A 12399-nucleotide genomic window follows, 5' to 3' on the forward strand; every position below is an offset into this window, starting at 1 on the left:
CTCTTTTATTCACGACGTCGGAAAAGTACCGTCATTAAAACAAAACAGGAGTGAGACATGCAAATTCGATATTCAATGATCGCTGCGGGCTTATTGGCTGCCTGCCTGACTGCGCAGGCAGCAGATCGTTTGCCAACCATTGCGCCAGAAAACTATAGCAATGATCAAAAGCAAGCTGCTGCTGACTTTGAGGCAAACAGAAAAGTGGCCGTATTTGGTCCCTTTGAACCGTTGATGCACAGCCCGCAAATGATGTCACAGGCGCGAGCCATGGGGGATTATTTACGCTATAAATCGGCGATTGGTAATACGCTGAGTGAATTAGCGATTTTAATTACGGCGCGTGAATGGACACAGGATTACGAATGGTATGTTCACCAGCCAATCGCCCTCAAAGCAGGAATAAAAAAAGAAATCGCGGATGCGATTGCCGACGGTAGACGGCCTGTTGGCTTGTCCGACGATGAAGAGATGGTCTACGATTTTTGTACAGAGTTGCAGCACAATAAGCGCGTCTCTGATGTGACATTCAATCGCGTCGAAAAACGTTTCGGCAAAAAGGGAACGGTAGATTTGACGGGGATTGTTGCGTATTACACGCTGCTCGCGATGGAATTGAATGTGGCGCAATATCAACTTCCTGCTGACGGCAAGAAATTAGAACGGTTCCCGAAATAAGCCTGAAGGCGTCTCAGGGGCACTTGATGTCGTCATCACACAAACTGATCGTCGCTTTTGTTGGTGGGCGGCGATCAGTTTAGCGTCATGAGGTCATGATTTTTTGGGCGGCTCCCATAGTTCGACGCGGTTACCTTCTGGGTCCATGACCCAGCCAAATTTGCCAAAATCCGATTCATCGATCTTGTTATCAACATCGCAGCCTTCTTCCTTGAGCTGCGCCAGTAGGGCATGCAAGTCATCGACACGGTAGTTAATCATGAAGGATTGCGTGCTGGGAGCAAAATAGGTTGAATCTTCAGCAAAGAGGGACCACGCCGTTTTTTGAGATTCTAGCGGACCTAGCTCTGTACTTGGAGTGAAAACGACACCGCCCCAAGGATTGACATCAAACCCCAAATGGTCCCGATACCACGCCCGCAAGGCGTCAGGGTTTTTTGATTTGATAAACAGCCCGCCAATGCCAACAACACGTTTCATGTTGATTCCTTCAAAAAGATGACAGTGTGTCGCGACACACTCCAGGTAGCTTGCCAGCAATCGTACCGCAGTAAACGGCGGGTGGCAATTAATCGATGTTGCCACCATTACATCGATTGATACGGAAGGATAAAAAAGCACGCCTGAACATTTTTTCGTTTGCAGGTACACTTAGCTGCTGATTATTGATTACTCTTCTTTTCTGGAAAGAACGCGCTCATGGATAACTCATCGACTTACGTGCCACCCAAAGTGTGGACTCCCAACAGCGATCCGGCAGGACGCTTTGCGAAGATCAATCGTCCCGTTGCGGGTCCCACGCACGTGAAAGAATTACCGGTAGGTCGTCATCCTTTCCAGTTGTACTCACTAGGAACGCCCAACGGCGTCAAAGTCACAGTGTTACTGGAGGAATTGCTAGAGGCAGGGCATGCAGGCGCCGAGTACGACGCGTGGTTGATCAATATTAGCGAGGGGCAGCAATTCAGTACCGGATTTACAGACGTCAATCCTAATTCGAAAATTCCAGCTCTTGTCGATCGCAGCGGATCTGACCCTGTTCGCATCTTTGAATCAGGCGCGATCATGATGTACCTTGCTGAAAAATTTAATGCGTTTCTGCCACCATCAGGTGAGGCACGTGCAGAGTGCCTATCGTGGCTTTTCTGGCAGGTCGGTAGTGCACCGTTCCTCGGTGGCGGATTTGGCCATTTTTATGCGTATGCACCGACCAAAATTGAGTATGCGATTGATCGTTACGCAATGGAAGTGAAGCGTCAAATGGATGTGCTGGACCGTCGACTCGCCGAGACACAGTATGTTGCTGGCGACACCTACACAATTGCAGACATGGCAATCTGGCCATGGTACGGCACAATGGCAAAGGGACAGTTGTACGAGGCGGGTGAATTTTTACAGGTCCATGAATATACCAATGTCTTGCGCTGGACAAACGAGATCGCGCAACGCCCAGCGGTGAAGCGTGGGCGCATGGTGAATCGTGTTTTTGGTGATCCTGCAAGTCAGTTACACGAGCGCCATGATGCCAGCGATTTCGAGACTAAAACGCAGGACAAGTTGAGCACGCCAGAATAGGTGGCCATCCATCATCGCGTCGCCATTGATGCCGCGATAATCCATTCCAAGGAGGAAGACACATGATTACTTTTTACGATTGCAGTACAGCGCCGAGCCCCCGTCGTGCACGGATTTTGTTGGCGGAGAAGGGTGTCGCTCATGATACGGTACAAGTCGATCTGCGTACCGGCGAGCAACTCAGTGAGGCCTACCGGCAGATCAATCCCTCTTGCACTGTTCCCGCCTTAAAAACCGAAAGTGGCCTTGTCCTGACCGATAATGCGGCCATCGCGGCCTATCTGGAGGCGCAATTTCCTGCCTCTCCTTTGTTTGGTATCACGCCTGAAGAAAAAGCGGAGATTGCCAGCTGGAACTGGCGTGTGGAGTTCGAAGGCCTATTGGCGATTGCGGAAGCGCTGCGCAATAGTTCTCCTGCGATGAAAGACCGCGCACTTCCAGGACCTGTGAACTATCCGCAGATACCAGAATTAGCCCAGCGGGGTCTTGCCCGCGTTCAACAATTCTTTCAAACACTCAATGCTCATCTTGAGCACCGCACGTTTATTGCCACGGACCGTTTTAGCGTTGTTGATATCACGGCGGTTGTGACGGTTGATTTTGCGCGTGTGGTCAAAATCAAAGTCGATGAGCAATACCCGCATTTACAACGTTGGCGGGCAGCGATGGCGACGCGTCCTAGTATGTCGCTGTAGGGCATACCGACCATTCGGCGCTCAGATTATTCGGCGGTACGCAAACGGGTGCGGTAATCTCCCGGTGAGCAAGATAAGCGTTTTTGAAAAATACGACGCATCTGATCATCGCTAGAGAAGCCGCAACGTCGGGCAATGGTTTTGACCGGAACCTTCGCCTCGGCATTGTTTGCGAGTAGTTGGCAGGCGAACTCAACGCGTGCTGCCTCGATAAATTCGAGCGTCGTGACGCCCACTTCTTGTTGAAACAAGCGGCTGAAATTTCGTAGGCTCATCCCCGCCATGGAGGCGAGTTGTGAGACCGGCAGACGTTGGTGCAAATTGGCCAGTATCCATTCTTGCAATTGACGAATATTGGTTTGCGCCGTTTTTTGGCTCAATAAGTGCGTACTAAACTGCGACTGACCGCCAGGTCGCTTCAGATACACCACCATATCGCTGGCGACCTCTAGGGCCAGCGCATGCCCACAATCTGCTTCGACAAACGCCAGCGCCAAGTCAATGCCTGCTGTGACTCCAGCAGATGTCCAAAGATTACCGCTGCGAATAAAAATCGCATCGGCATCGACACGAATGGCGGGATAGTCGTGTTGCAATTGATCGGCGACACTCCAATGGGTCGTCGCCTTCTTGCCATCGAGTACGCCTGCTTGCGCTAAAAAAAACGTTCCAGAACATAAAGCTGCTAATCGGTTAATTTTGGGGGCAACGGTCGAGATCCAGTCAACAATGCCCGGGTGGGCAATCAGGGCGTCGTTAATATGGCGAGAACCCACAACAATGGCATCGTCGGGCAACGCAATGGGATTAATCACTTTACTTGCCTCAAGGCTCATCAAGGTATCTGACCTGATGGGGCCCATTTGGACGGATGCAATTTTGACGTCATAGCAAGGTGGCTTACCACGTCGCTGTAAATGAATATTGGCGTACTCAAAAACCGACATCGGACCAATTGCCTCGAGGGATTTAAAACCCGGATAAATGACGATATCGACCGTGCGAGGCAGATGGGTTGTTTCAGACTTCATGATGGCGATAGGGTGGTGGACTCAGGCATATCATAGCGGCTTCTGTGCTCGCCGTCTTTTTGAGCCAAACTTCAGTGATTTTGTGCCAGATTGAAGAATAGATGGCGCAATCAATCCGGTGATACAACACAATAGCGCATCATTGGTTATCTGAAGAATGCCAGTCTGGCGTTCACTTTCCCACATCACGTTATTGAGACCTTTATGAAAACCAAAGCTGCTATTGCCTGGAAAGCCGGTGCACCATTAACGATTGAAGAAGTTGATTTACAAGGACCGCGCGCGGGTGAAGTGCTGATTGAAGTGAAAGCGACCGGTATTTGTCATACTGATTATTACACCTTGTCGGGTGCTGACCCAGAGGGTTTGTTTCCCGCTATTTTGGGTCATGAGGGGGCTGGCGTGATTGTTGATACCGGTCCAGGGGTGACCAGTGTTCGAAAGGGGGATCATGTGATTCCGCTTTATACGCCTGAATGCCGTCAGTGTAAATTCTGCTTATCCCGTAAAACCAACCTGTGCCAAGCGATTCGTTCGACACAAGGGCGCGGATTGATGCCGGATGCCACATCCCGTTTTTCTTTAGATGGTAAGCCACTGTTCCATTACATGGGGACGTCGACGTTCTCTAATTACATCGTTGTTCCAGAGATTGCCGTTGCCAAAGTGCGTGAAGATGCGCCTTTTGACAAAATTTGCTACATCGGTTGCGGCGTCACGACGGGTGTCGGTGCGGTGGTATTTAGTGCCAAGGTAGAAGCGGGTGCGAATGTGGCGGTGTTTGGTCTAGGGGGCATTGGTCTCAATGTGATCCAGGCCGCTAAAATGGTCGGCGCGGATAAAATCATTGGCGTTGACATCAATCCAAAGCGTCAAGAGATGGCGCGTAAGTTTGGCATGACGCATTTTGTGAATCCAAACGAAGTCGAGAATGTTGTCGACCATATTACTCAGCTCACCGATGGTGGCGTTGATTATTCCTTTGAATGTATTGGCAATACCAAGGTCATGCGTCAGGCATTGGAATGTACGCATAAAGGTTGGGGGCAATCATTCATTATCGGTGTGGCCGAAGCCGGCGCCGAAATCAGTACGCGTCCATTCCAGTTAGTGACAGGGCGTGAGTGGAAAGGCTCTGCATTTGGTGGTGCACGTGGTCGTACCGACGTCCCTAAAATCGTCGACTGGTATATGGAAGGCAAGCTCAATATTGATGACTTAATCACCCATCATTTATCCTTAGATCGGATCAACGAAGGATTTGATCTGATGAAGAGTGGTGAGTCGATTCGTTCTGTTGTTCTGTATTGATCATGACGAGCGTATCTCTTCCCGCATTGCCAGCAGGTGTCGAGCTGCTGTCGCAACATGCAAGTTTCGGTGGACGCCAACAGTTTTACCTCCATGCATCGACGGAGATCGGTTTGCCAATGCGCTTCTCTGTCTATCTACCGCCGCAAGCGTTGGCGGGCGAGGTATGTCCAGCGATCTTCTTTTTGGCAGGACTGACCTGTAGTGAAGAAACGTTCATGATCAAAGCTGGCGCACAGCGCGTTGCGGCGCGTGAAGGGTTGATCCTGATCACGCCGGACACGAGTCCGCGCGGTGCTGATCTGCCTGGTGAGAGTGACGCTTGGGATCTGGGGGTGGCAGCGGGCTTTTATCTCAACGCCACAGCAGCGCCTTGGCATCAGTACTACCGGATGGAAAGCTATATCGTTGAAGAACTGCGCCCATTGCTACTGCAACTGCTGCCAGTCGATGCAAAGCGTCTTGGCATCATGGGGCATTCAATGGGAGGCCATGGTGCATTGACATTGGCATTGCGTCATCCTGGCGTATTCCAAAGTGTATCGGCGTTAGCGCCGATTGCTGCCCCTTTGCGTTGTCCATGGGGACAAAAAGCCTTCCGGGCGTATCTCGGCGACGATGAAGCAAGCTGGGCACACTATGACGCCAGTGCATTGATGGCACATCAACAGCAGGTCCCTTATCCGGGCGGAATTTTGATTGATCAAGGAGAGGCTGATCAGTTTTTGGTAGAGCAGCTACATCCGCATATTTTTCAGGATGCCTGCGAACAAGTAGGACAACCACTGACCTTGCGTTATCAGCCCGGGTACGACCACGGCTATTATTTTGTCAGCAGTTTTATTGAAGATCATTTACTGCATCATCATGCGCAACTTAGCGTCTGATCAATGCGGGGGCGGGTGTTTCGTACATGCTTGAATATCGTCACATCAACCGTGCTAGCGGTTGATGTGATGTCGATCTCGACGCTGTGCTGATTGACTTCACCGGCACCTCATCGCTCAGGTTTCACTCCATTGCCGTAACAAATTATGATAGCAACCGACGAGACTGCGTCGGGCAGTCTCGTCTGCTTGGGTGCGGTTAAGGGTTTGAATTGCTGTATCCATATCAAACAACAATGTTCGTTGTCCGTCATCTTTGACCAGACTTTGCACCCATAAGAAGCAAGCGAGACGGGTCCCTCGTGTGACTGTCGTGACTTGATGGAGACTGGTCGAAGGGTAGACCACCATATCACCCGCCGCAAGCTTGACGCTGTGCGTCCCGTAGGTATCGGCGATTTGTAATTCGCCGCCATCATATTCCTCTGGATCAGCTAAAAACAAAGTCGCAGAAACATCAGTGCGCAACTTGGTGCCGTTATGAGGATGTAAGCGCACGCTACCATCGACATGCAAACCAAATCCCATGCCTTCGCCATAGCGGTTAAACATCGGCGGATACACGACATTGGGGAGGGCGGCACTAATAAACAAAGGATTGCGCTCCAAGGCCGACAAAATCACATGTTGGCAGTGACGTGCCACCTCAGAGCGCTCGTCAATTTGTTGATTCAATTTCACCGGTGCGCCTTGGTAACCTGCTGTAACGCGACCATCTATCCACGCGTCACCTGCTTGCTCAAGCATGGTACGTACCGCTTTTAGACTATCCCCGTGCAACACTTGTGGAACGTGAATCAACATAATCAGACTCTTCTTTTCTTCTTAAATGAACAACAGATTAAAAGCGATAATCAACTGACAGCATCGCTGTGCGTCCGGAACCAGGTACAGAGCGGCCACCATCGGACTGGATCAGATTATCGTAGTACATTTTATTGGTCAGATTGAAGACATTTAAACGTACATCGTATTTTTTCTGTTTGTACGCGACTGTTGAATCCCAGCGTGTGTAACCACCAACACTGACGGTATTCGTTGCATTCGCGTAGCGCTTGGACATGTAGACCGGACCGCCACCAATTTCCCAATGTGGAGCCACTTCATAGGTCGTCCATGCGGTGAGTGTGTTGCGCGGTGTATTCGCTGGTATTTTGCCCAGTGTGCCATCAATACTGGAGGCGTCAACGACTTTGGCATCGAGGTAGCTATAGTTCATCGCCACTTGCCATTCTTTACTGAGATTACCGGTGATGCCGGCTCTAAAGCCATTGACGCGCACGGTACCTTCTAAGGCATACACGCCGGTGCTAATTTGGCTACGTGCGTTTTCTTTTTGAATCTGGAAAATCGCCGAGGTCAGTAATAGATTTTTATTCATTAAATCCCACTTGCCACCCAGTTCATAAGAACGATTTTTTTCTGGATCAAGGTTTTGTTGACCCACTGTCCCAGTCAGCTGTTCCAAAGAAGGGTTAAACGACGTGCCATACGAGACATAGTAGGATTGTGCCGCATCTGGTTGCCAGATCGTGCCCAGACGAACGCTCGTAAATCCAATTGATTGGTTTGCACTTGGTAATGCAGTACTACCTGCCGTATTGCTGGAATTGATCGAGTTCGTGATGCTGGCGGTGTAGCGATCATAACGTAAGCCACCCACTAATTTAACGTACTGATTAACGTCCATCGTATCGTTGATATACGTCGCCACGGTATTGGCCGATCCACCCTGACGGTTACCCGCTTTACTGACGACATTCGATGGTGAATTGCTGCTACCCGGATTGAGCAGCGGTACGCAAGAAACATAGCCGCTTGTTGCGGTCGATGCCGTTAATGCGACGCCATTGCAGGTACCGTTGCGATAGTAGTTTTGGTTGTCATAGCCATCGTGACCCAGCTCAACGCCTGCGAGCACTTGGTGTTTGAAACCGCCGCTCTCGATGGTTGTCGTGTACTCAGTTTGGTTAAAGAGCGAATAATCACGGATGTTTCGGTCATGACTTTGCAAGCGCTCATACAGACTTGAGAGCGGTAAATTGCTGGTCGCAGCGACAGGCAGCGCAACAAAGCCCTTTGCCCCGATGGTGCCAATCGTATTGGGTGCCGTTTCAACGGCATTCGTGCGGACATAGTTGAATTGGGTCTGATTACGAATCGTCGACGTTGTATCGATTTTATGAATAATAGTGCTGTTGAGTGCAGCGATATCCGAATTAGTATGGTCGTCGTTGTAGCCATAGGCAGTATCACGATCCACTGGTGCTGGATGACCATTCAACGGACCCACACCGTAGTCGGGTTGATCATGGTTATGCTGCAATAACGCGGACAGGGTAATCTCGGTGGGTGTACCAATACCGAATCGAACAGAGGGTGCGAGGCCGAAATCTTGCAATGACGACTGATCACGGGTCGTTGCTTTACCGTCTTGACCCATCGCCATGACGCGCACAGCAGAGGTGTCAGAAGTTGCCTTGTTATAGTCAATCGTCGAGCGCACTAAGCCGTTGGTTGTGACCGAAGCGGTGACTTCAGTTGAATCACTCAGTGTTGGCTTTTTCGTTACCTGATTGATCGCGCCACCTGTTGAGCCGCGACCAAATAACATGGAGGAGGGGCCCATTAACACTTCCACAGAATCGAGCGCAAACGTATCACGGTAATACTGACCGCGATCACGGAAGCCATCCAGATACACGTCGGTCCGTGCGGAAAATCCATTGAGGTTAACGTTATTACCGATCTGCCCACCTTCCGCACCACCCAGTGTGATACCGGACACATTACGTAAGGCATCCGCCAAAGAGTTGGCGCCTTGTGATTGCATCAAGGCTTTATTCACAACGGTGATTGATTGCGGAATGTCGCGCAATTCTGCTTGCAATTTACTGAGTCCCAGTGGACCTGGCGCAAAATCATTTTTTTCGCCTTGAATAGTCACTTCATTGACGCTCGCTTCGGGGGCGGCGCTTGCCTCGGCATTGTGTGCAAAGGAGCTTACTGGCTGTGCAAATAAGGTGATAAGTGCTGCTGCAATCGGTGTTCGACGATCCATGGTTTCTTTCTGGAATAGGAATAGACAAGTACGCTGGCTAGCCAACTAGCATTGGGCTGTGGTCGCTAATAAGTTTAATTGTAATGCAAATGAGAATGATTATCAAATAGATTTAGATAAAATGTGACTTGCTCGAATGGATCGTCAGGAGTGCATCTCATTTTTCTGCGTTGAAACACTTGGAGAGCCACGCGTGGCGCGGTTGGCGGGTTTTTGGCGCGGTAAAAGTCGGTGCTTTGTTTTGTCTAAAAAACACATTTCATCCGCTATGATTGGGGAATTATGTAGGTCGTTTGCGCTAAGCCCTTGATTTGTAATATAATCTGTGCTTTCTTAGCCTACGCTTATTCTTCCTTGATTGTCGCAGTCTGTTGTCATGCCAGATTCCTTGCTGGCGCACAGTGCGATACGTGGGAGACCCACCATAGAATACATGACTGATACCAAGTCCGACCTTGTACAAGGTCCTGCCAGCACCACTGTAATTGAATCCCCTGTCGCCGCGCCTCGCTTTGAGGACTTTGGTTTGGCGCCTGAAATTTTGCGTGCCTTATCTGAGCAAGGGTATGTCCACCCGACGCCGATCCAAGCGGAAGCAATCCCGGTTGTCTTGCAAGGCAAAGACGTGATGGGTGCTGCTCAGACGGGAACAGGTAAAACAGCAGGTTTTTCGTTGCCGATTATTCAGCGCTTGTTGGCGCATGCAAACACAAGCGCCTCACCGGCGCGCCATCCAGTACGCGCATTGATTCTGACGCCAACGCGGGAGTTGGCAGATCAGGTAGCAGAGAACGTCAAAGCGTATTCGCGTTTCACGCCTTTGCGTTCGACTGTCGTATTCGGTGGCGTCGACATGGCGCCCCAAACAGCAAGCTTGCGTTCTGGCGTTGAGATCGTCATTGCCACACCTGGACGCTTGTTAGACCACATTCAGCAGAAAACCATCAACCTGTCCCAGACACAAATTCTGGTGATGGATGAGGCGGATCGTATGCTTGATATGGGTTTTTTACCTGACTTGCAACGCATCATTAATCTCTTGCCGAAACAACGTCAAAATCTGATGTTCTCCGCGACGTTTTCGCCAGAGATCAAAAAATTAGCAGCGAGCTTTTTGAATGACCCACAAACGATCGAAGTCGCTCGCAGTAATGCAACGTCCGATAACGTGACGCAGATTTTGTACAAAGTGGCTGAAGATGAAAAGCGTGATGCGGTGTCGTTCATTATCCGTGAGCGTGGCCTCAAACAAGTTATCGTATTTTCGAACACGAAAATCGGTGCGTCGCGTTTAGCAGTTCATTTGGTCAAGCAAGGCGTGAAAGCCTCGGCGATTCACGGCGACAAGTCGCAATCAGAGCGGATGCTCGCACTAGAAGACTTTAAGCGTGGTGAAGTGGAAGTATTGGTGGCGACAGACGTCGCAGCGCGTGGCCTCGATATTTCTGAGATGCCTTGCGTGATCAACTATGACTTGCCGTATAACGCCGAGGATTATGTCCATCGTATCGGCCGTACCGGTCGTGCTGGCGCGAAAGGGGATGCGATTTCATTGCACACCGATCAAGATGAACGCCTGTTGGTGGATATCGAAAAACTGATCAAGCAGAAAATCGTTCGTTTGCATTTAGCTGGTTTTGTGGCAGTGTCAACGCAGCAAACTGAGCGCCCACGCCATGCACGTGACCGAACAGAACGTCCGGGCAATGATCGCCCTGAAAAATCGGGGCGCAGTTTCCAAGCGCCAAGAGAAAAAGTCGATCCTTGGTTCTTAAAGCCCTACGAGCCTAGCACCAGTGCGACGCCAGTTGCCGCTGCAACGACATCGACGACGCCCGTCTCCGGAAATGCTAAGCCTCAGAAACGCGCTTTCTTACTTGGTGGTGCGCCGAAGGCCTAAGGCATTCGGCATACGGCATCAGGTCTAGCTACCAGCAGTCAGTCATCCAAAAAGAGGTCGAAACTATCGGCCTCTTTTTTTTGGTAAAAACAGATTACAACTTGCCTCGTCGTCACGTCGCTCACTCTCACTGTGTGGGCGAGATGTTTTTGTTCGACCAACTTTCCCAAACGAGATTCGCAGCACATAAATCCTCTAAGGCTGTGCCCACTGATTTAAAGACCGTGACTTCGCTGGCTGTTTGCCGTCCTCGATGCTGTCCATGACATAACGTCGCTAGTTCAGCCACAATCGCATCCCGTGAAAGACTACCATTGTGAAGACATTGCACGATATCGCCTGCCTCGGCAACGGCCCCAGCAAAGGTATCCACAAAAACGGTAGCGCGCGACATGACGGCATCGTCCACCTCTCGCATCGCTGGTGTGAATCCTCCGACCAGATCAATGTGCGTACCAGGCTTCACCCACGATGACTGGACAATGGCTTGCTGACTGGTGGTCGCGCAGCTAATGATGTCGGCCACCTGGCACTGCGTAGCGAGATCGTTGGTGATCTCGACCTGTACGTTCGCAGGAAGTTCCGGATGCGACAAGATGTGTTCCCGGCAGCGTTCTGATTTTTCGGTGTTCCGTCCCCATAGCGTGATTTTTTTGATCGGTCTGCGATGACAATGCGCCACCGCGAGATGGGGCGCGAGTTTGCCATTACCGACGATCACCAGATGTGCACTTTCTTCTCTTGATAGAAAACCAGAGGCGAGGGCGGAAGCTGCGGCTGTCCGTCGAATAGTGAGTTCTTCGCCATCCATGAGTGCCAGTGGGACACCATGACGCGTGTCTAACAACATATAGATAGCATGAACCGTAGGGTGATGCTGGTTGTGCGGTGCCACGGTCACCAACTTCACTCCTGTATTTCGTTCTGTTTGCCATGCAGGCATTAGCAAGAGACTAGTATCTGTCTGCGATGACAGAGAATGAACATGGCGAACCGGCGCAGTAACGTCTTCAGTGAACGCTTTTTCCAACGCATCAATCAGGTGGGGGTAGTCCAGAGAGGATTGCATTTCCTCTTTGCTGATGAAAGGGATCATGGGGCGACGAGGCGAAAGTAGGTCTCGCCATCATACACGCTGGATGGTGCGTGTTGTTATCGTGTGTTGTTATCGGGTGGTGTTATGGCGTGTTGTTAAGGTCACCAAGGCGACCAGCGGCCGCCATGGGGTATTGCGTATGTCAGTGGCGGGTGGGGGAGTCGA

Annotated in this window: 11 protein-coding genes; 6 read left to right on the forward strand and 5 right to left on the reverse strand. The window is 50.6% G+C overall.

Features of this window, described 5'->3' with window-relative positions; genetic code table 11:
* Positions 1 to 57: 57 nt before the first annotated feature.
* The gene (locus tag ACO0K2_RS03005) at positions 58 to 678 is read left to right on the forward strand and encodes a carboxymuconolactone decarboxylase family protein (protein WP_423015583.1); all 621 of its coding nucleotides are present in this window, start codon (positions 58 to 60) and stop codon (positions 676 to 678) included.
* A 93-nt stretch (positions 679 to 771) separates the two neighbouring features.
* Here the strand turns inward: ACO0K2_RS03005 and ACO0K2_RS03010 are convergent, their stop codons facing one another.
* On the reverse strand, positions 772 to 1158 hold the full coding sequence (locus ACO0K2_RS03010; protein WP_423015585.1) for a VOC family protein: 387 nt from the start codon (positions 1156 to 1158) through the stop codon (positions 772 to 774).
* Positions 1159 to 1377: 219 nt separating this feature from the next.
* Between ACO0K2_RS03010 and yghU the strand changes: the two genes are divergently transcribed.
* Positions 1378 to 2253 carry a glutathione-dependent disulfide-bond oxidoreductase gene (gene yghU, locus ACO0K2_RS03015; RefSeq protein WP_423015587.1) on the forward strand — a complete coding sequence of 292 codons (876 nt, stop codon included), beginning with the start codon at positions 1378 to 1380 and terminating at the stop codon, positions 2251 to 2253.
* Positions 2254 to 2315: 62 nt separating this feature from the next.
* Positions 2316 to 2948 carry a glutathione S-transferase family protein gene (locus ACO0K2_RS03020; RefSeq protein ID WP_423015589.1) on the forward strand — a complete coding sequence of 211 codons (633 nt, stop codon included), beginning with the start codon at positions 2316 to 2318 and terminating at the stop codon, positions 2946 to 2948.
* A gap of 26 nt (positions 2949 to 2974) precedes the next feature.
* Here the strand turns inward: ACO0K2_RS03020 and ACO0K2_RS03025 are convergent, their stop codons facing one another.
* A complete protein-coding gene (locus ACO0K2_RS03025; RefSeq protein WP_423015591.1) occupies positions 2975 to 3979 on the reverse strand; it encodes a GlxA family transcriptional regulator in 1005 nt (334 codons plus the stop codon).
* Positions 3980 to 4183: 204 nt separating this feature from the next.
* Between ACO0K2_RS03025 and ACO0K2_RS03030 the strand changes: the two genes are divergently transcribed.
* Together ACO0K2_RS03030 and fghA are read left to right on the forward strand one after the other, a co-directional pair.
* Positions 4184 to 5290, forward strand: coding sequence for an S-(hydroxymethyl)glutathione dehydrogenase/class III alcohol dehydrogenase (locus ACO0K2_RS03030; protein WP_423015593.1), 1107 nt, complete (start codon positions 4184 to 4186; stop codon positions 5288 to 5290).
* A gap of 2 nt (positions 5291 to 5292) precedes the next feature.
* Entirely contained in the window at positions 5293 to 6177 is an 885-nt protein-coding gene (gene fghA / locus ACO0K2_RS03035; RefSeq protein WP_423015595.1) for an S-formylglutathione hydrolase, read from the forward strand.
* A 117-nt stretch (positions 6178 to 6294) separates the two neighbouring features.
* Here the strand turns inward: fghA and ACO0K2_RS03040 are convergent, their stop codons facing one another.
* Both ACO0K2_RS03040 and ACO0K2_RS03045 read right to left on the reverse strand, forming a co-directional pair.
* Positions 6295 to 6981 carry a Fe2+-dependent dioxygenase gene (locus ACO0K2_RS03040; RefSeq protein ID WP_423015597.1) on the reverse strand — a complete coding sequence of 229 codons (687 nt, stop codon included), beginning with the start codon at positions 6979 to 6981 and terminating at the stop codon, positions 6295 to 6297.
* Positions 6982 to 7018: 37 nt separating this feature from the next.
* On the reverse strand, positions 7019 to 9238 hold the full coding sequence (locus ACO0K2_RS03045; RefSeq protein WP_423015599.1) for a TonB-dependent receptor: 2220 nt from the start codon (positions 9236 to 9238) through the stop codon (positions 7019 to 7021).
* A 433-nt stretch (positions 9239 to 9671) separates the two neighbouring features.
* On the opposite strand from ACO0K2_RS03045, the gene ACO0K2_RS03050 reads away from it, so the two are divergent.
* A complete protein-coding gene (locus tag ACO0K2_RS03050) occupies positions 9672 to 11138 on the forward strand; it encodes a DEAD/DEAH box helicase (RefSeq protein WP_423015601.1) in 1467 nt (488 codons plus the stop codon).
* Between the two features lie 127 nt (positions 11139 to 11265).
* On the opposite strand, the gene ACO0K2_RS03055 is transcribed toward ACO0K2_RS03050, so the two are convergent.
* Positions 11266 to 12234: an ornithine cyclodeaminase family protein gene (locus tag ACO0K2_RS03055; RefSeq protein WP_423015603.1), complete on the reverse strand. Its 969-nt coding sequence runs from the start codon at positions 12232 to 12234 to the stop codon at positions 11266 to 11268.
* Positions 12235 to 12399: the final 165 nt, after the last annotated feature.

Source organism: Undibacterium sp. MH2W, assembly GCF_049340215.1.
Lineage (GTDB): Bacteria > Pseudomonadota > Gammaproteobacteria > Burkholderiales > Burkholderiaceae_D > Undibacterium.